12 protein-coding genes are annotated in these 19,952 nt (G+C 59.3%); 6 read left to right on the forward strand and 6 right to left on the reverse strand.

The genetic code is table 11. The annotated features are described in order from the left end of the window. Positions 1-174: 174 nt before the first annotated feature. Positions 175-534 (reverse strand): response regulator, encoded by a 360-nt coding sequence (locus HX875_RS18105; RefSeq protein WP_177044250.1) that lies wholly within the window; start codon positions 532-534, stop codon positions 175-177. A gap of 350 nt (positions 535-884) precedes the next feature. Between HX875_RS18105 and HX875_RS18110 the strand changes: the two genes are divergently transcribed. The 5 genes from HX875_RS18110 to HX875_RS18130 all read left to right on the forward strand — a co-directional run bounded on the left by HX875_RS18110 (position 885) and on the right by HX875_RS18130 (position 7,437). Continuing rightward, entirely contained in the window at positions 885-4,382 is a 3,498-nt protein-coding gene (locus HX875_RS18110; RefSeq protein WP_177044251.1) for a response regulator, read from the forward strand. Then, entirely contained in the window at positions 4,383-5,198 is an 816-nt protein-coding gene (locus tag HX875_RS18115; RefSeq protein WP_177044252.1) for a CheR family methyltransferase, read from the forward strand. Continuing rightward, the gene (locus HX875_RS18120; protein ID WP_177044253.1) at positions 5,195-5,794 is read left to right on the forward strand and encodes a chemotaxis protein CheB; all 600 of its coding nucleotides are present in this window, start codon (positions 5,195-5,197) and stop codon (positions 5,792-5,794) included. The genes HX875_RS18115 and HX875_RS18120 overlap by 4 nt, the downstream gene beginning before the upstream one ends. Next, positions 5,788-6,981, forward strand: a complete 1,194-nt coding sequence (locus HX875_RS18125; protein WP_177044254.1) for a hybrid sensor histidine kinase/response regulator — start codon at positions 5,788-5,790, stop codon at positions 6,979-6,981. Before HX875_RS18120 ends, HX875_RS18125 begins: the two co-directional genes overlap by 7 nt. A gap of 78 nt (positions 6,982-7,059) precedes the next feature. Then, positions 7,060-7,437, forward strand: coding sequence for a response regulator (locus HX875_RS18130; protein ID WP_010171103.1), 378 nt, complete (start codon positions 7,060-7,062; stop codon positions 7,435-7,437). Between the two features lie 24 nt (positions 7,438-7,461). Here the strand turns inward: HX875_RS18130 and HX875_RS18135 are convergent, their stop codons facing one another. The 5 genes from HX875_RS18135 to HX875_RS18155 form a co-directional block, all read right to left on the reverse strand. Then, positions 7,462-12,186, reverse strand: coding sequence for a hypothetical protein (locus tag HX875_RS18135; protein WP_177044255.1), 4,725 nt, complete (start codon positions 12,184-12,186; stop codon positions 7,462-7,464). 140 nt (positions 12,187-12,326) lie between these two features. Further along, positions 12,327-13,997: a response regulator gene (locus HX875_RS18140; protein WP_177044256.1), complete on the reverse strand. Its 1,671-nt coding sequence runs from the start codon at positions 13,995-13,997 to the stop codon at positions 12,327-12,329. Beyond that, positions 13,994-15,496: an ATPase domain-containing protein gene (locus tag HX875_RS18145; protein WP_177044257.1), complete on the reverse strand. Its 1,503-nt coding sequence runs from the start codon at positions 15,494-15,496 to the stop codon at positions 13,994-13,996. The genes HX875_RS18140 and HX875_RS18145 overlap by 4 nt, the downstream gene beginning before the upstream one ends. 111 nt (positions 15,497-15,607) lie before the next feature. After that, positions 15,608-16,666: a tetratricopeptide repeat protein gene (locus HX875_RS18150; protein ID WP_177044258.1), complete on the reverse strand. Its 1,059-nt coding sequence runs from the start codon at positions 16,664-16,666 to the stop codon at positions 15,608-15,610. 75 nt (positions 16,667-16,741) lie between these two features. Beyond that, on the reverse strand, positions 16,742-17,632 hold the full coding sequence (locus HX875_RS18155; protein WP_177044259.1) for a bestrophin family protein: 891 nt from the start codon (positions 17,630-17,632) through the stop codon (positions 16,742-16,744). A 665-nt stretch (positions 17,633-18,297) separates the two neighbouring features. Between HX875_RS18155 and HX875_RS18160 the strand changes: the two genes are divergently transcribed. Then, positions 18,298-19,947, forward strand: a complete 1,650-nt coding sequence (locus tag HX875_RS18160) for an AMP-binding protein (protein ID WP_177044260.1) — start codon at positions 18,298-18,300, stop codon at positions 19,945-19,947. Positions 19,948-19,952: the final 5 nt, after the last annotated feature.

Genomic DNA, 19,952 nt, shown 5'->3' on the forward strand with positions numbered 1-19,952 from the left:
GATGGCGTGGAGTTTCGCGTTTTATTGGCCGAACGTCACGTTAATCCCTCAGCCGTTGATTGCGGCTCAGGCGAAAGCCCAGGGTGGGTTGGCGAGGGGCGTCATGGAATGTTTGCAGGCCTGCAACGGGCGCGAAAATGCCGCCACGAGAGGGCGGCATTGAAGGGGATGGATTCAGGCCAGCATCGATTTGACCTTGTCACGCAACTGATCGATCGAGAACGGCTTGCCAATCACCTGCATATCAGCTGGCACGTCGATGTTTTCGGCATAGCCACTGGCAAACAGAATGGGCAGGGCTGGACGCAATTCGCGGGCCTTGATGGCCAGTTGCTTGCCGTCCATGTCGGGCAGGCCGACATCGGTCATCATCAGGTCGATGACCTGCGCGGTATTGCCGATGATGCCCAGCGCCGCTTCGGCATCGGCCGCTTCAAGCACCTGGAATTCCAGCTCTTCGAGGACATCGACGATCAGCATACGCACGATGGCATCGTCTTCGACGACAAGGATGGTGGAGGCTGCGGCGGACATAGTCAGGGTTCCCGAGAAGTTGAGGGGTGCAGGTCTTGATCGGTTGAAAGACCATCCTCTAATGAGTTGCGTCAATCTCGGCAAGTTCCCGAAACAGGGGAGACATTGTGCCGCGTATGTGTAGGAATGTCCTCCAGTGTTACTAAATTGTGCTGTGTCTACAGGGCGCAGCTACAGGCGCCGTTGTGTGCGAGGAACACGGTCAATTGCAACCTGTAGAAAACCACGGGCACTCGTCGATTTTTCAATGACTTACGCAGTCAATTAGACCAATTCCGGCAGAAAAATAGCGTTGCGGCGCGACTTTGGGGCAAACTCCTCGTTTTTCCGCACTTGGCCAAGGCATGCCCATGACTCCCGCGTCGTCAGTCGATGAGAAAAGCTTCCGTAAACTGCTGGGCCGCAACGTGGCGTTGCCGCTGGGCGTCGGCGTGCTCAGCGCGGTGTTTTTCGTGTGCCTGATCACTTACCTGCTGTCGGTGATCCAGTGGGTGGAGCACACCGACCGGGTGATCAACAACCTCAACGAAACCTCCAAGCTGACGGTTGACCTGGAAACCGGCATGCGCGGCTTTTTGATCACCGGCGACGAGCACTTCCTCGACCCGTATGAAGTGGCCAAGCCGCGGATCATTTCCGACTTGCGCAACCTGCAGGAACTGGTGGCGGACAACCCGGAGCAGGTAGACCGACTCAAGCGCCTGGAGTCGCTGCAAATGGCGTGGAACACCTACGCCCAGTCGATGATTGACATGCAGCGCCAGAACGGCGATTACCGTTCGGCCGTGAAAGCCGGGCGTGGCAAGAGCCTGACGGATGAGATCCGCAAGGAATACGACCGGGCGGTGGCGATGGAGCAACAGTTCCGCATCACCCGTAATGAAGACGTCACTCGCACCACCATCATCAGTGTCAGCCTGTACTTGGTGTTTGTGCTCGGGCTCAGCGGCATCCTGGCGTATATCGGCAGAAAGAACTTACTAGAACTATCAACGAGTTACAGCGAAAACCTCGAGTCGCAACAGAGGATTGCCAAGCGCCTTGAACAGCAAGCCTGGCTGCGCAACGGCCAGACCGAACTGGCCGAACAGGTGCTGGGCCAACTGAGCCTGAACATGCTGGGTCGCAACGTGTTGCAGTTCTTTGCCCAATACATGGGCTCGGCGGTCGCGGCGCTGTACGTGCGTGAAGAGCACGGCGGCCTCACACGGGTGGCCACCTATGGTTTCTCCCGTGAGCAAGAGCAGCAGGAACAGTCGATTTACAACGATGAAGGCATCGTCGGCCAGTCGGCCCGCCAGGACCGCCTGATTCGCCTGGACGATGTGCCGGTGGACTACTTCAAGGTCAGTTCCGGCCTGGGCGAGGGCCCGACCCGCAGTGTGCTGGTGGTGCCCACCAGCGATGATGGCCGGGTCAACGGTGTGATCGAGCTGGGCTTCTTGCGCGAGCTGGACGAGCGTGACGTGGAATTGCTGGAGCTGATTGCCGACAACATTGGCACCTCCATCGAAGCCGCCCGTTATCGCCAGCGTTTGCAGGAAGTACTCGCTGAAACCCAGCAGCTCAATGAAGAACTGCAAGTGCAGCAGGAAGAGCTCAAGACCGCCAACGAAGAGCTGGAAGAACAGTCGCGCATCCTCAAGGAATCCCAGGCCCACCTGGAAACCCAGCAGGCAGAGCTGGAGCAGACCAACGAGCAACTGGCCGAACAGACCCAGACCCTGGCCGAACAGCGCGACGCCATGGACGAGAAGAACGTCCAGCTCAATCGGGTACAGATCGAGCTGGAAGAGCGCGCCGACGAGTTGCAGCGCTCCAGCAAGTACAAGTCCGAGTTCCTTGCCAACATGTCCCATGAGCTGCGCACACCGCTCAACAGCTCGTTGATCCTGGCCAAGTTGCTGGCGGAGAACCCCCAGGAAAACCTCAGCGCCGAGCAGGTCAAGTTTGCCGAGTCGATTTACTCGGCCGGCAACGATCTGCTTAACCTGATCAACGACATCCTCGACATCTCCAAAGTCGAGGCCGGCAAGCTGGAGATGCGTCCGGAGAACACCAGTGTTGCGCGTCTGGTGGATGGTTTGCGCGGCATGTTCGAACCGCTGGCGGCCGACCGCAAGCTGGGGTTCCAGGTGGAGGTCCAGGAAGGTTCGCCGCACATGCTGTACACCGACCGCCAGCGTCTGGAGCAGATCCTCAAGAACCTGCTGTCCAACGCGGTCAAGTTCACCGAGAAGGGCCAGGTCAGCCTGACGGTCTCCCGCCAGCCAGGGGAAGGCATTGCCTTCACCGTGCGCGACTCGGGCATCGGGATTGCACCGGACCAGCAGGAAAGCATCTTCGAGGCCTTTCGCCAGGCCGACGGCACCACCAACCGCCGGTATGGCGGCACCGGCCTGGGCCTGTCGATCTCCCGTGACCTGGCCAGCTTGCTGGGCGGTTACATCAGCGTCACCAGCGAGCCGGGCCAGGGCAGCATCTTTACCCTGGTGATACCGGAGCACTATGTGGAGCGTGATGAAGACGCGCCGCTGCCGGAACAGCCGCGTGCGGTGACTCCGGCCCCCGCACCGGCACCCATCAAGGTGTCGCCGATGCCGGTGGCCGAGGCCGCGCTGATCCCGCGCTTCATTGATGACCGCGACAAGGCGCCGTTTGCCACCCGCTGCATCCTGGTGGTGGAAGATGAACCGAACTTTGCGCGGATCCTCTTCGACCTGGCCCATGAGCTGGGTTACCACTGCCTGGTGGCCCATGGTGCCGACGAAGGTTACGCCCTGGCCGAGCAGTACATTCCCGACGCGATCCTGCTGGACATGCGCCTGCCCGACCATTCCGGCCTGACCGTGCTGCAGCGCCTGAAGGAACATGCCGGGACCCGGCACATCCCGGTGCATGTGATTTCCGTCGAAGACCGCGTCGAAGCCGCAATGCACATGGGCGCCATCGGGTATGCGGTCAAGCCCACCACCCGCGAAGAGCTCAAGGACGTGTTTGCGCGCCTGGAAGCCAAGCTGACGCAGAAGGTCAAGCGTGTGCTGCTGGTGGAAGATGACGACCTGCAGCGCGACAGCATTGCCCGCCTGATCGGCGACGATGACATTGAGATCACCGCCGTTGGCTTCGCCCAGGAGGCACTGGACCTGCTGCGCACCAACATCTACGACTGCATGATCATCGACCTCAAGCTGCCGGACATGCTCGGCAACGAGTTGCTCAAGCGCATGTCCACTGAGGACATCTGCTCGTTCCCGCCGGTGATTGTCTACACCGGACGCAACCTGACCCGCGACGAAGAGGCCGAACTGCGCAAGTATTCGCGTTCGATCATCATCAAGGGCGCGCGCTCACCTGAACGTTTGCTGGACGAGGTGACACTCTTTCTGCACAAAGTCGAATCCCAGTTGTCCCATGAACGCCAGACAATGCTCAGGACCGCCCGCAGCCGCGACAAGGTCTTCGAGGGGCGCAAGATCCTGTTGGTGGACGACGATGTGCGCAATATCTTTGCCCTGACCAGCGCCCTGGAACACAAGGGCGCGATCGTGGTGATCGGCCGTAACGGCCGCGAGGCCATCGAGAAACTCAATGAAGTCGACGATATCGACCTGGTGCTGATGGACGTGATGATGCCGGAGATGGACGGTTACGAGGCCACGGCCTTGATCCGCCAGGACCCGCGCTGGCGCAAGCTGCCGATCATCGCGGTGACGGCCAAGGCCATGAAGGACGATCAGGAACGCTGCCTCGCCGCGGGTTCCAACGATTACCTGGCCAAGCCCATCGACCTGGACCGGTTGTTTTCGTTGATTCGTGTATGGCTACCCAAGATGGAACGGATTTAATTGGAAAGAAGTGCCGATATTGAACTGCGCTTGTTGATTGAGGCGATTTACCTCAAGTACAGCTATGACTTTCGCGACTACTCCGGGGCTTCGGTCAAGCGCCGCGTGGCCCACGCCTTGCGCCAGTTCGACTGCAATACCATCTCGGCCTTGCAGGAGCGGGTGCTGCACGACCCGGCGGCGTTCATGCAGCTGTTGCAGTTCCTGACCATTCCCGTCAGCGAGATGTTTCGCGACCCCTCGCACTTTTTGGCGATTCGCCAGGAAGTCGTGCCGCTGCTCAAGACCTACCCGTCGATCAAGATCTGGATCGCCGGCTGCAGCACCGGGGAAGAGGTGTATTCCATGGCCATCCTGCTGCGCGAGGAGGGCTTGCTGGAGCGCACCATCATCTACGCGACGGATATCAATCCGCGGTCCCTGGAAAAAGCCAAGCAGGGGATTTTTTCCCTTGAGAATATCCGCGCCTATACCCACAACTACCAGCAGGCCGGCGGGCAACGTTCATTTGCCGATTACTACACGGCGGCTTACGATCACGCGATTTTCGACAAGACCCTGCGGGAGAACGTGACCTTTGCCGATCACAGCCTGGCGACCGACAGCGTATTCTCGGAAACTCAATTAATTTCGTGCCGTAATGTACTGATTTACTTCAATAAAAAGTTGCAGGATAGAGCGTTTGGATTGTTTCATGAGTCGCTGTGTCATCGCGGCTTCCTGGTGCTGGGCAGCAAGGAAACCCTGGATTTCTCGGGATACAGCAAACAGTTCGAACCGCTGGTCAAGCAAGAACGGATCTACCGAAAATTATGAATCAAGCGACTGCCAGCCCGGTATCCGGGATCGAGGCCATTGTGATTGGCGCGTCTGCAGGCGGGGTCGAGGCGTTGCTGAGCATTTTTGGTGAGTTGCCGGCGAACTTTGGCCTGCCAATCGTTACCGTGTTGCACCTCCCGGACGAGCGCCGCAGCCAGCTGGCGGAAGTGTTCGACCGGCGTGTCTCGATGAAGGTCGTGGAGGCGCGGGACAAGGAAGTGATCCAGCCTGGCACCCTGTATTTCGCCGGCCCCGGTTATCACCTGTCGGTGGAGCACGACCGCAGCCTGTCACTGAGCCAGGAAGACCGCGTGCACCATTCCCGGCCCGCTATCGACTACCTGTTCGAGTCGGCTGCCGATGTCTATGGCAAGGGCTTGATGGCGATCCTGCTGACGGGCGCCAACCAGGACGGCGCCCGGGGCATGGCCCACGTCAAGCAGTGCGGCGGTATCACGATCGTCCAGGACCCTTCAGAGGCCCGGATTGCCGTGATGCCACGGGCCGCCCTGGCGTTGCATACACCTGACCATATTCTTCCCTTGAGCCGCATCGGCACCTTGCTGGCTTCCCTGGAATCTTCCCCATGTTAAGTACTGTCCAGGCCAAACTGCTGATCGTCGACGATCTGCCGGAAAACCTGCTGGCCCTTGAAGCGCTGATCAAGCGCGAAGACCGCCAGGTCTACAAGGCATTGAGCGCCGACGAGGCCTTGTCGCTGCTGCTCGAGCATGAGTTCGCCATGGCCATTCTCGACGTGCAGATGCCCGGCATGAACGGCTTCGAGCTGGCCGAGCTGATGCGCGGCACCGAAAAGACCAAGAACATCCCCATTGTGTTTGTCAGCGCAGCGGGGCGTGAGCTCAACTATGCGTTCAAGGGTTATGAAAGTGGCGCCGTGGACTTTCTGCACAAGCCGCTGGATATCCACGCGGTCAAGAGCAAGGTCAATGTGTTCGTCGACCTGTACCGCCAGAGCAAGGCCATGAAGCAGCAGGTGGAAGCCCTGGAGCAAAGCCGTCGCGAACAGGAAGCCTTGTTGACGCGCCTGCAGGCGACCCAGGCCGAGCTTGAGCAGGCGGTGCGCATGCGCGATGACTTCATGTCGATCGTTGCCCATGAAGTGCGCACGCCCCTCAACGGGCTGATCCTGGAAACCCAGTTGCGCAAGATGCACCTGGCGCGGGACAACGCAGCGGCGTTCACCCTGGACAAGATGCACGCCATGGTTGACCGCGATGAGCGGCAGATCCAGAGCCTGATCCGCCTGATCGAAGACATGCTCGACGTGTCGCGCATCCGCACCGGCAAGCTGTCGATCCGCCCCGGGCGCTTTGACCTGACGCAACTGGTGCACAACCTGCTGGAGAACTTTGCCCCGCAAGTGGCGGCGGCCCAGTCCTCGGTGAAATGGGTCGAAGAAGGGCCGGTCGAGGGCAACTGGGATGAGTTTCGAATCGAGCAGGTGGTATCCAACCTGCTGACCAACGCCTTGCGCTACGGGGCCAAGAGCCCGGTAGAAGTGCGGGTGTATGCCGAGCATGGCGAGGCGCGGGTCGAGGTGCGTGACCACGGGATCGGCATCAGCGAAGACAACCAGAAGCGCATTTTCCAGCAGTTCGAGCGGGTGTCCGCCAGCCATGCCGTGGCGGGCCTGGGCTTGGGTTTGTTTATCTCCGAGCAGATTGTCGCGGCCCACGGGGGTACTATCGAGGTCGAGAGCCGGATAGGCGAGGGCGCCTTGTTCCGCGTCTGCCTGCCGTTGGGGGCAGAGGCATGAAATCAATCGCGAATCCGACGCAACCTCTGCGTGACCCTATGGTCGTATCAGCAGCAATTGACCGGACAAAGGCTTCCCATGAGTGAAGATGCACAAGATGTGGTACTGATCGTCGAAGATGACGAGTCGATTATGTTTGTGTTGGGCGAGTACCTGTCGGGCCTCGGCTACCGGGTATTGAAGGCGATTGACGGTGAGCAGGCGTTTGAAATCCTCGCCACCAAGCCGCACCTGGACCTGATGGTGACGGACTATCGCCTGCCCGGCGGGATTTCCGGGGTGCAGATCGCCGAGCCGGCGATCAAGCTGCGACCGGAATTGAAGGTGATCTTTATCAGCGGCTACCCGCAGGAAATCCTTGACTGCAACAGCCCGATCACCCGCAACGCACCGATCCTGGCCAAGCCGTTTGATCTGGATACGTTGCAGGAGCACATTCAGCGCTTGTTGGCATGAAGGCAGCGGTGCCAAGTTAAACGATCAGGCGTTCAGGCTCTTCACATTGGTATTCAGTGTGCTGGCGGGCGTGTAAGCGAACTGCCAACCCGGCTTTCCGTCAATTCCATCCAGAAATCTCTGCAGGCCTTTGTCTTTTCCATTACCAAGGTGGTACACGGTCATTCCGCCGCTGACGACAGGCGGATTGCCTGCCCTGACCATCGCCACGTCTAGGTCCGGGCTGTTGGTGTTGAAAAGGTACAGCTCATTGTCGGCGGTTTTTTGAATGTAGACGGTGTGACCAAACTCTCCGCCTTCATTGGCGTGCTTGAAGTTCAGCAGCCCGGACTCAGTGATATCGGCGGGATTGAAAGTGGTTTTAAGTGCGTCCGGTTTGATTCCCATCAGTTCCAGATAACGCGGCGAATAGTTGGAGCCGCCTTGGCGGTTTGTGCTGGCTTTGACTGCCGCGAACACGTCATCCGAGAGGTTTTTTTCCGCTTGGCCGATACGCACAGACGCCTCATAACACACCAGGCCTTGATTGCCCGGAGCCTTATGCAGTAACTCCCACTTGGTTTTCAACTCCACGTGGGAAAGGGGCGCAACCCCAGGCGGCGTGATGGGCGTGTCATACAGTTTTTTAACGTCTGGACTGAACACGCTATTTTTTTGTTGCCAGGCGTCATCATGATCAAACACCTTGAACTCCAACTTGTTGGGATCGGTGCTATGGGTTTTATATTGGGGCTTCAGTTTTTTATCGCGAGAAATTCGTTCCAGACCCTTTTTCATATCCTCCGCGCTTTGGAAGTTGGCAATGCCATGATTCGGATCATAAAAGTAATAGCTCCGGTGAGTGCCATCCACCTTTACACCCGCCGCCATGGCGTGACCTGGAGAGTCGATCATGACTGACTTTGAAACCGTGGCGTCCGCCAGTTCCTGAACCATGTTTTGTATTGAAAGCTGCCGGGTAGGCTGCCCGGCATGGAACGCACTTCGAGCCCCCACCTGAGTTTGAAGCCTGCTGAGCCTGGCGATGAACTCTCTGGAGGCAGGGGCCTTTGGGAAGGCTGCGGCGGTAAACATGTTCGTGAGAAGCGTCTGATCTTTTCCTTCCGACACGGCGGTCGCCATGGCGCGTGAAAGTGCAGCACATTGCCCGTCAGACAGTTGCCCCGTTTGGCTGAAGTACACGACTTGGGGCATGGGTATGACGTTTCCGAAGCGAGGTTCGATATTGTCGATAAACCTGGCTGATCCACTGCGGCCAAACTCATAGGCGATATCGTCGTACTTTTTGAGGAGCATGCCTGCCTGCTCTGCGGTGAGATTCTTATTGCCCGCCAACTTCATGATATCTGCTGCTTTCATCTTATTGGAAAAGCCTGCGATGGTCTGAGGGTTTCCAGACAAGTAGCCCTGTTCAAACGCATCTTTGTCAGGCCCTCGACGATGAGCGTTAATGGTGTTTTTCCAGTTGCTGACAATGGCTTCATCCACTTTCCTGGTGACGCCGTCTGCGGTAGCCCATTTTCCGAAGTCTTCGGTATCTATACGTGCGGAGGGTAGAAAGTCCTTCAGCGCAGGGCCGTAGGCTTGCTTGCTCACCGGGTTGTAGTGATGCCATTTGCCATTTTGAAGAATGGCAGGACCTTCCAGAAACTGGTTGTCCAGCTTGAATGTGCCGAATGAGGAGGAGTCGAAACGTTTGCTGGCTTTCACGAGATCATAGTTGTCGGCGGAGCGCGCCAGGGTTCTGAAAAAATTTTCGCCCTTGTTGAATCCGGTTCTCCCCAGCGTTGCAATACCGCGCCCGATATCGGCAGCGCCATCCAACGGATTAAGGGCGCCGATGGCCGCCCGTCCAACGATCTTCAGCACTCGGCCAGCCTTGGCCAGTGCCGAGGCACCGGCCGCCAGGGCCTTGGTAGCCTTTGCTGCGGCGCCCAGTCCCATGACGAAACCAAAGACATCAAGGGTCAGGTCCACAATGCCGTCACCATAATTACCGGCCATGAAATTCTTGATCGCTGATCTTCCAGGAATCAAATCAAGTAAAAATTCCTGGACCTTTTTATACGCGGGGACTTCGGTATCAAGCGTGGTCGAACCCCAGGCCTGATCGTACAAGCCTTTAATATCAAGGTCATCCAACAGCGCCTGAGCGATGTAGGTGGTGCGTGTGCTGTTGGAACTATTCAGGTACGCGCCGGTGATTGTTTTTTCATCAGTCTCTCCCTCCGAGTATTTTCGTGTTTTTACTTCGTCAAACTCCCTGAAAATATAGGTAGAGTCGGTGGGCTGGCGTCCCACCTTAAAATCCTTGAAGTCTTCACGCTTGGTGATTTTAGACGTTTGCAAATTAATTTCGTACGTCGTCACTGGCCTGTTTTTCAGTTGGGTTTTTACTACCAGAGTGTTTGGCTTCATCCGGGTCCGCGTTTCGCGGCCAACGTTGTCTTTTAAAACATCAAACTCTTTGGCAACCGTAATTTTTCCATATTCAAGATTTTCCCGGTCCTCATAGGGCAGCTGCGATATCAAAAGTTTAACCTGGGCGCGAGTAGCATTCTCGATGCCTTCTATATAGGCGCTGAGTGCTTCTTTAAAAGCAGGCAGTATGTGTGGGCGACCGCTGGCTTTTTTCAGTACATCGTCGATGTCCACTGCCGCCGATGAAGAAACCCATTTATTTAGATTGGGGGACCTTTTACTCTCATCTATCTCGGTCAATTCCATCGAGGGAAGATCAAATAAGCGGTCTTTCATATACAGATCCAGGACTGAATAGGGGCCCGGGAAATCGTAATTGCCTGGGCGACCCGTGTCGCCCAGGACGAGCGTGATGCACTTTTCCTGCAACTGGCTCTCGGTCATGTGGGGCAGGCATTCTTTCAACTCTGTCAATGCCATGAGCTGCAGGTCCGGCATCGGCGTGCGGTAAGCTTCGGAGGCTTTCTGTAACTCACTGATTTGGGCACTGAACGCTTCGCGGACTCTGGTCATTCGCTCCGGGGTGTCAGAGGCCATGCCGTTGATGATCCCCCAATGTTTAAGCGCGTTTTCCTGCGCGGCATATTCAACTTGGCGCCCCTTGAGGGAGATCGGTGCCACGCTGGCATACAGCATGATTTGCCCGTAACTCATGCCTGCCGTCGCGCCTGGCGTTTTAGCCTCGATTCTCCCCACGGCGGTGACAAAACTGACCCAGCTATGGGAGCCGGGAACGACAGTGTCCGGGATGTCCTTGACCAGATATTCGGGTGCCCGGTTCGAAAGCAACACGTGGGCCAGAATCGATGCCTTTTCGGGGGATGACGCCTCGCCAGTCCTGACCATAAAGTCGACGATGTGCTTGAAGATCACCGGTGCAGGTTTGCCCCACGTCTCTTTGTCCATCAGGTCGAAACCGGAGATGACCGTGACTGGCCTGCGCTGGGGGCCGGAGCCGACATAGCCGTCCATATTCATGGCTGCCAACAGCCAGTCCTCGACACTGCCCTTGACCGACCGGGCTTCGAACTTGGCCTGGATCGCAAGACCCAACGCCTGCCCCTTGGGCGAGTCGATGAGCGTCTTGAGCAACTGTTGCGGATTGCGCAGCTCGGACTGGGAAAATGTATTGCCCTGCATCAGGTATTCCAGCACGTTCTTGAAGGCACTCACATCAATGTCGCCGAACTTGCCGTAATGAAGATCGGCCTCCAACTGCAGCCGACTTTGGTGATCCAGTGGTGTGGGCCAGGCTAATGCGCCGCCGTTATTGCCATGCTCGGGGGCACTCGGCTCGGGCCTGAGCAGATACTTTGAGAGGTTTTCCAATTGTTCGCGGTGGGTGGGAATATCCCAACCGTTGTCGTCGATGATTTGCTTCAGGCAGGGGCTTGATTCGTTTGCGTATGGGCTGTCGGAACGCGCTATTAAAAGAGTCTGCTCCAGATACTGCGGGATTCGTCCCTCCCAATACCCGTTTTCTACCTGTTGATCCGCCAGGTACTTGAATTCATTGCCCAGGTTTTGATTGTCGTAAAGAGACGCCAGTGCGGTCTTCTGGGTTGCGAGTTCATCTTCGCTGCGAGACTCATGCAACCCTTCGAAGTAAGGCTCGTCCAGTGTATGGAACGCTTCGTCTGCCAGTATCTGTTTCGCTCGCTGGTGGGTTTCAGCGGGCGATTGCTCCAGTTCCTTGTAGAAGCGCTTGACCAGCCATAACGGGGCGCTGTTGCTGTTCTCGGAAAGCGGAGGCTTGAAGCTTGCAAAGCTGTATCCGTTGGCCACGATCAGGCCTGCGGCCATCACAGGCCCACTGACATTCGCCCAATCCTTGTCTTGCGGACCACGGGTCTGTAAGGACGGGCTCGATGTGAGGCTGCGCGTGGTCTTGAACGATACCTGGTTTGATCCCGGGGTGATTGTCAGCGTGGATTTATCAAGACGCGCAGACTTCATCCACTCGGCCACCTGTGGTGACTGGAGGGCGCGCCCCAATTGCGCCCACCACTGGCCAAACGTGGAGCTTGGCGGGATGTTGTCGATCATCAGCCCCCGGTCATGACTGGACATCCCGTTTGTTCGAAGCAGCGTATTGCCATACAGCCTGGCCAGTTCACTATCGCCCTCGGCCCGCGAGTCGACAGGCTTCGCATCGCTTGCCGAGGATGACCCTGGTTCCGAGACCGTTGGTTGGTTTGCCGAAAGGGGCACCGGGCCGGAATTGACAGGCAACTGGTGCAGGGGGATTACACGACTGGACGAAATCATAATTGGGCGGCCTTCAGGGAATCGTCGGGTTCACCCCAGCAGCATCGCGCGCGCTGAGATATGAACCTTCGTACCCAATACCGTCGTGACGATTCCAACCTGCCGACAATTAATAATTACCGCACTTTGCCGGGCGTGCGTTACGCCCGGATCATCTCCCGCACCTTCGCCGTCAGCAAATCAAAGGTGAACGGTTTGGTGATCATCTGCATCCCAGGGTCCAGAAAACCCCCGCGAACCGCTGCGTGTTCCGCATACCCGGTAATGAACAACACCTTCAAATCCGGCCGTACCTGCCGCCCGATTTCCGCCAGTTGCCGCCCATTCATGCCCGGCAGCCCAACGTCGCTGATCAACAGGTCGATGCGTTGGCCGGACTCGATGATCGGCATCGCGCTGTCGGCGTCGCCGGCTTCGACAAACGCATAGCCCAGTTCACTCAGCACGGCACTCACCAGCACCCGCACGGCCGGGTCGTCTTCGACGATCAGTACGGTTTCGCCTTCGTTGGCGAAGGGCAGCAAGGCCGGGTTGAGCGGTTCATCCACAATCATTTCACCCACAAACCGTGGCAAAAACAGGCTGACGGTGGTGCCTTCGCCGACCACGCTGTGAATCGTCACATGCCCATGGGATTGCCGGGCAAATCCATAAATCATCGACAGTCCCAGGCCCGTGCCCTGGCCGATGGGCTTGGTCGTGAAGAACGGGTCAAAGGCCCGGCTGATCACGCTTTCGGGCATGCCGCAGCCGGTGTCGCTGACGCTCAGCTCCACGTAGTCGCCGGGGGTGAGGGTGCCGTAGGCCGCCGTGAACACGCTGTCGAGATGGCGATTTGTGGTTTCCACCACCAACTGGCCGCCGTCAGGCATCGCATCGCGGGCGTTGAGCGCCAGGTTGAGCAGGGCACTTTCCAGTTGGTTGGGGTCGACTTCGGCGGTCCATAGCTGCTCGGTCAGGCGGATGTCCAGGGTGATGCTTTCATTGAGGCTGCGTTCCAGCAGCTCACCCATGGACGCCACCAACTGGTTGATCTGGACCGGTTTTGAATCCAGTGACTGGCGCCTGGAAAACGCCAGCAGACGGTGGGTCAGGGCGGCCGCGCGGTTGGCGGAGGTCACGCCCAGATCAATCAGGCTGTCGAGGTCGTCTATACGCCCCCGCGCTACCCGGCGTCGCAACAATTCAAGGCTGCCAATAATGCCGGTGAGCATGTTGTTGAAGTCATGGGCGATGCCGCCGGTCAATTGGCCTACGGCTTCCATCTTCTGCGACTGGCGCAGGGCTTCTTCGTTGTTGCGCAGCTGGGCGGTGCGTTCTTCCACCTGTTGTTCGAGGGTCTCAAGGGTGCTTTGCAGGCGTTGTTCGCTCTGGCTCAGGTCGATCAGGCGATCCCGGGCTTCGTACTGTCGGCGACGGCCCCGCAGTGCCGTGCTGACCAGGCTGATCAGGGTCACGGGATGGAACGGCCGCTCCAGGAAGGTCACGTTGCCCAGCAGCTTGCTCAGGTGCGACGAGCCGTTCTGCTCGCTGCCGCCGTGATGGGTCATCAGTACGATGGGCAGGTCGGACCACGCCGGCTGCTGGTGCAGATAGGTCAACAGCGGTTCCAGGTCGATGCCATGCATGGCTTCGGCGGCGATGATCAACAGGCCGGCGCCGTGTTCGAGCTCGTCGCAGAGCATTTGCAAATGCCCCGCGATTATCCCGTTGAACCCCGCCTCGTTGAGCATCATCAGCGCCAGGGAGCTGTCGCGGCCCAGGGGGGCCAGAATGATCGCCCGTTCGGAAATGGCCGGCAGGCCACTCATGAACTTTCATCCTGGAGCAGCGGGTTATCGGTGCCCATGTAGGTGGGAACGCCGCGCAACACACCCTGGAAGGCATCGAGGGGTTCGCCGATGGTCATGCCGCGGCCACCGATGCGGTATTCGCGAATCGTCGATTCGTGGCTGCCGGTACGTTTCTTGATGATCGAGATGGCCCGGCGGACTTTGCCCAGGGCTTCGAAGTAACGCAGCAGGATCACCGTGTCGGCCAGATAGGTGATATCCACCGGGGCCTGCATGTCGCCCACCAGGCCGTGTTGGGCCACGGTCATGAAGGTCGCGGCGCCACGGCGGTTGAGGTACAGCAGCAGTTCGTGCATGTGCAGGATCAGTGCGTTTTCTTCGGGCATTGCCGCCTGGTAGCCGTTGACGCTGTCGATCACCACGGTCTTGATCCCGCGCTCATCCACACAGCGGCGCACCCGGTGGGAGAACTCGCCGGGGGACAACTCGGCGGCATCCACTTGCTCGATCAGCAGGTTGCCGGTGTCTTGCAGGGCTTGCAGGTCGATCCCCATGTTTTTCATGCGTTCGAACAGCAGGCCCAGTTCTTCGTCAAAAATGAACAGCGCGGCTTTTTCGCCCCGGGCCACGGCGGCGGCGGCGAAAATCATCGAGATCAGCGATTTGCCGGTACCGGCCGGGCCGAGTATCAGGGTGCTGGAACCGGTTTCGATACCGCCGCCCAGCAACGCATCCATCTCGCGAATTCCACTGGTCAGGGTCTGGCGGTTGTAGCCGCCACGGTGCTCGGCCGCTACCAGGCGCGGGAATACGTGCACGCCGTCTTCCATGATGGTGAAGTCATGAAAGCCGCCGCGGTACTTCTGGCCGCGGTACTTCACGATCCGCACACGACGGCGTTCGGCACCGTAGTTGGGGGTCAGTTCTTCCAGGCGGATCACGCCGTGGGCCACGCTGTGCACGGTTTTGTCGAGGGATTCGGTAGTCAGGTCATCCAGCAACAGCACCGTGGCGTCGTAGCGCACAAAGTAGTGCTTGATCGCCAGGATCTGCCGGCGATAGCGCAGGGAGCTCTGGGCCAGCAAACGGATTTCCGAGAGGCTGTCGATCACCACGCGGGTGGGTTTGACCCGCTCCACCACTTCAAAAATCTGCCGGGTGGCTTCACCCAGCTCAAGGTCCGAGGAATACAGCAGGCTTTGCTGGTGCTCGGCGTTGAGCAGGCTTTCGGGTGGCGTGAGTTCAAAGATATGAATGTGTTCGTCCAGGTCCCAACCGTGGGACTTGGCACCCTGGCGCAACTCGCGCTCGGTTTCCGACAGGGTGATGTACAGCGATCGTTCACCTTTTTTTGCGCCGGCCTGGAGGAACTGCAGGGCCACGGTGGTTTTACCGGTGCCCGGCTCACCTTCCAGCAGGAACAGGTGGCTACGGGAAAGTCCCCCGGCAAGAATGTCATCCAGACCTTCAATGCCGGTGGCTGCCTTTGCTGTGAACAGCTCTTTGGATGTAGACAAGAAGTGCCCTCGGGTCACGTATAAGTAGAGGTGCGCGCCCGCGAGAGCGCGCCATATTTACTTGACCGTGACGCCGTGTAGCGGTTCAACGTTTTGTATCAATTAGCGCTGTTACAGCCCTTGTTGGAGTGCCGGATCGTCCGGGTTCTGCTGTTCAAGCTGCGCCAGCAACACCTGGACATTCTGCAACTGGCCGGTCTCTTTCCAGTAATTGACCAGCAACACCCGCGCCTTGCGGTTGGCCGGGTTGCGCTGGACGATTTCTTCCAGCTGGCGCTGGGCGGCTTCCAGTTCCTGCTGGGCGTGCAGGGTGGTGGCCAGGTCGTAGCGATAGTCCTGATTGTTCGGTTCCAGCTCCACCGCCCGGGACAGGCTGAGCAGGGCAAACGCGCGCTCCCCGTGGTGCAGCAGCCACATGCCGAGGGCATGTTGCAGGTAGGCCGAATCGGGGTGGGCCTGTAGCTGCTTGGCCAGGAGCTGGCGGGACTCGTCGACCTTGCCCTGTTTATCCAGCAATTCGATTTGTGCGACCACGGCTTGCAGGTTGTCGGGTTGCAGGCGCATCGCCTGTTCCAGGGCGTTTTGTGCATCGGGCAGCAGCGCGCTGTGAATGTACAGGCGTGCCAGCTGGATCCAGCCTTCGGGGCTCTCGGGCTGAGCCTTGAGCAATTTCACGTATTCATCGAGCACTTGCTGCAACGGGCCGAAGTACAGGCCCAGGGTGTCGGGGGACAGCCCCAGCAGGGCATTGGCCGCGGCAAACCGTACGCTTTGTTCGGTGTCATCCAGCAGTGGCCCCAGCAACAGCACGCGCTGGCCGCTGGGCACCAGGCCGACGATGCCGTGGATCGCCGCCTCGCGCACCATTGGCGCGTCGTTGGCCAGGTCCTTGTCAGCCAGCTTGAGGGCCTGGGGGCTGGGGTAATTGGGCAGTTCGGCATGCAGGGCGGCGCGGCGCACGTCGGACAAGTCCGGACGGCCCAACTGTTGATACAGCACGCGGGCGGCGCCGGGTTCGCCGTTACGTGCCTGTTTCAGGGCCTTGGCATAACCATGGGCGATGGCCGGTGGGACCACTACCGGTGGCGTACGGGTGAAATACCAGGTGATGACTGCGATAAACAACAGGGCGCACAGGCCGACGATGGAGTAACGGCGTGACTTTGACATGCAGGCGTCCGAAAGCTGGGGAGCTAGTGCAAAGCCATCAGCTTCGGTCAGGTCACCGCGAGTGTCAAACCCGCATCACGTCAGCACGAACTCAATCGGCTCCAGGGCCGGTGGTAGCACGGTTTCACCGAGGGCGGCGAGCACTTCGCGTTCCAGGGTGCGGACGATGGCGTTGCAGGGCAGGTCGTTTTCGTCGAAGCCGAAGGGGTCTTCGAGGTCGTCGCCGATTTCATCGAGGCCGAAGAAGGTGTAGCTGACGATGGCGGTAAAGACCGGTGTCAGCCAGCCCAGCGGCTCGGCCATGGCGAAGGGCAGCAGGATGCAGAACAGGTAGATGGTGCGGTGCAGCAGCAAGGTGTAGGGGAAGGGCAGCGGGGTGTGTTTGATCCGTTCGCACGAGGCCTGGACCTGGCTCAGGCCGTACAGCCGGGTTTCCAGTTGGGTGTAGCGCCAGTCGCTGATTTGGCCTTGTTCGGCGAGGCTTGAACAGCGGGCGCCGAGGTCTTGCAGGATGCTGTCGGGGGGGTTGGGGTGATTGGGCTTTACGTTGATCCAGGGCTTGATGGCGTGCGCCTCATCTTCCAGGCGCAGGCGTGCGACCAGGCCGTGGGCGAAGCCGCAGAGGCCGCGGAGTATGCCTTCGCGCTCGGCAGGGTTGAAGACTTGGGTTTCGCGGATCAGCGAGCGTACTTCGATGATCATCTGGCCGAGTTGTTTGCGGCCTTCCCACCAGCGGTCGTAGCAGGCGTTGTTGCGAAAGCTCATGAAGATTGACAGCGACAGGCCCAGCAGGGTGAAGGGGGTGGCGTTGACCTTGGAGAAATAGGCGGGGTGCAGGGTTTCCACCAGTACGATGACTGAGGCGAGCAGGGTGACCATCAGGCTACGCAGGGCGATGCGCTTGGCGATTGAACCCTTGAGGGAGAACAGGATGCCGAGCAGGTTGGGTTTGGGACGGACGATCATGGGTGGGCTTCTTGGGTGGCGCAGGCCTGAAGCTTAGAAGCTTGGGGGTGGAGCGTCCAATCGCTTGGGCTGACTGGATGATTGGTGGGGTCTATCGTTGGGCCTTTGGTGTACATATCCGTTATTCAGGTAACGGCCGCTTATGGTTTCGCTCTTACAGCGACTCACTTTGGAAAAGCCGGAATGCCGGGTTCGGCCTCGGGCTGAATGGGGCAGTCAGATCAAAATCAAAAGCAGGAGCACAGCGGCCTACCGGCCGGCTTGGCAGCTTTTCTGTAGGAGCTGGCTTGCCGGCGAAGAACCTGAGAGCGCCGCATTCATTCAGGATGCCAACGTCATCGTTAACGACCATCGCCGGCAAGCCAGCTCCTACAGTGGACCGTGCTCGCTTTAGATTTTGATTTTGCTCTACCACACTCAAGCCGGCCTGTAGGCCGCTGTGTTCTTGATCTTAGGCGCCCCGCCGCGGTAAGAGCGGAACCATAAGCGGCCGTTGCAAAAACAACGGATATGTACACCCACCCACGCCCACAAAAAAAACCTTGGCCAAACCAGTCACCCAAGTTGAAAGCTTTGACCATTGCCCGCCCAGCCCTCTAGAGCGACTATTTCACCGGTCTACGTACCCATCCTGAAAACAAAAAAACACACAGGGATTTGAAGCGATGCGTGATTACTCGGCTGCCACCACCCAATTCAACTACCAACACACCGTCGACGCCGCCCTGTCGGGCAACCTGCAGGCACTCAACGCCTGTGTCGAATGTTGCGACCGCCACGCATTACCCGGCCGCATCGCGCTGTTCTGGGAGGGCAAGGACGGCCGCAGCGCCACCTCCACCTTCACCCAATTGCAAGACCAGGCCGCCCGCTTCGCCAACTTCCTCCTGGCCCAGGGCGTAAAGCCCGGTGACAAGGTCGCCGGCCTGCTGCCACGTACCGCCGAGTTACTGGTTGTCGTCTTCGCCACCTGGCGCATCGGCGCGGTCTATCAGCCGCTGTTCACCGCCTTCGGCCCCAAGGCCATCGAACACCGCCTGACCAGCTCAGGCGCCGCACTGGTGGTGACCGACGCAGTAAACCGCCCCAAGCTCATGGAAGTAGCCGACTGCCCAACCATCGTCACCGTCGCCGGCCCTCAGGGCGAAGGCATCGTGCGCGGCGATTTCAGCTTCTGGGCCGAACTGCCCAACTATTCCAACGCCTGCGAGCCGGTGCTGCTGGGCGCCGAAGATCCATTCCTGCTGATGTTCACCTCCGGCACCACCGGCCCCTCCAAAGCCCTGGCCGTACCGCTCAAGGCCATCGTCGCGTTCCAGAGCTACACCCGCGACGCCGTGGACCTGCGCCCCGAAGACGCATTCTGGAACGTCGCCGACCCAGGCTGGGCCTACGGCATCTATTTCGGCGTCACCGGGCCGTTGTCCATGGGCCACCCGATCACCTTCTACGATGGCCCGTTCACCCTCGAAAGCACCTGCCGCGTCATCAATAAATACGGGATCACCAACCTCACCGGTTCCCCGACGGCCTACCGCCTGCTGATTGCCGGCGGCGAGCAGTTCGCCAAGTCGATCAAGGGCAAGCTGCGCATTGTCAGCAGCGCCGGCGAGCCATTGAACCCGGAAGTGATCCGCTGGTTCGCCGACAACCTCGGCGTGACCATACACGACCACTATGGCCAGACCGAGCTGGGCATGGTGCTGTGCAACCATCACGGCCTGGAGCACCCGGTGCACGTCGGTTCCGCCGGCTTTGCCTCGCCGGGCCACCGCATCGTGGTGCTGGACGACAACCATCAGGAACTGCCGGCCGGCCAGCCGGGCATCCTCGCCATCGACCGCGAGCAATCGCCGATGTGCTGGTTCGCCGGCTACGACGGGGTCAAGACCAAGGCCTTTGTCGGCAAGTACTACCTCAGCGGCGATACGGTGGAGCTGAACCCCGACGGCAGTATCAGCTTTGTCGGGCGCAGCGACGATGTGATCACCACCTCCGGCTACCGTGTAGGCCCGTTCGACGTGGAAAGCGCGTTGATCGAGCACCCCGCAGTCGTGGAAGCCGCGGTGGTGGGCAAGCCATGCCCGGAGCGCACCGAGATCGTCAAAGCCTTTGTGGTGCTCAGCGAGCAATACCACGCCGAGCCGGCCCTGGCCGAAGAGCTGCGCCAGCACGTGCGCAAGCGCCTGGCCGCCCACGCGTACCCACGGGAAATCGAATTTGTCAGCGAGCTGCCCAAGACCCCGAGCGGCAAGCTGCAACGCTTCATTTTGCGTAATCAGGAAATTGCCAAGGCCCAGGCGGCCACGGCGTGATCCCT

Origin of the sequence: Pseudomonas yamanorum, from assembly GCF_013386765.1 — a bacterium.
Classification (GTDB): domain Bacteria; phylum Pseudomonadota; class Gammaproteobacteria; order Pseudomonadales; family Pseudomonadaceae; genus Aquipseudomonas; species Aquipseudomonas yamanorum_A.

Excerpts from the sequence above, each read along its gene's own strand:
- HX875_RS18105 (WP_177044250.1), bottom strand. The coding sequence starts at position 534 with ATGTCCGCCGCAGCCTCCACCATCCTTGTCGTCGAAGACGATGCCATC.
- HX875_RS18110 (WP_177044251.1), top strand. The coding sequence starts at position 885 with ATGACTCCCGCGTCGTCAGTCGATGAGAAAAGCTTCCGTAAACTGCTG.
- HX875_RS18120 (WP_177044253.1), top strand. The coding sequence starts at position 5,195 with ATGAATCAAGCGACTGCCAGCCCGGTATCCGGGATCGAGGCCATTGTG.
- HX875_RS18125 (WP_177044254.1), top strand. The coding sequence starts at position 5,788 with ATGTTAAGTACTGTCCAGGCCAAACTGCTGATCGTCGACGATCTGCCG.
- HX875_RS18130 (WP_010171103.1), top strand. The coding sequence starts at position 7,060 with ATGAGTGAAGATGCACAAGATGTGGTACTGATCGTCGAAGATGACGAG.
- HX875_RS18135 (WP_177044255.1), bottom strand. The coding sequence starts at position 12,186 with ATGATTTCGTCCAGTCGTGTAATCCCCCTGCACCAGTTGCCTGTCAAT.
- HX875_RS18140 (WP_177044256.1), bottom strand. The coding sequence starts at position 13,997 with ATGAGTGGCCTGCCGGCCATTTCCGAACGGGCGATCATTCTGGCCCCC.
- HX875_RS18150 (WP_177044258.1), bottom strand. The coding sequence starts at position 16,666 with ATGTCAAAGTCACGCCGTTACTCCATCGTCGGCCTGTGCGCCCTGTTG.
- HX875_RS18155 (WP_177044259.1), bottom strand. The coding sequence starts at position 17,632 with ATGATCGTCCGTCCCAAACCCAACCTGCTCGGCATCCTGTTCTCCCTC.
- HX875_RS18160 (WP_177044260.1), top strand. The coding sequence starts at position 18,298 with ATGCGTGATTACTCGGCTGCCACCACCCAATTCAACTACCAACACACC.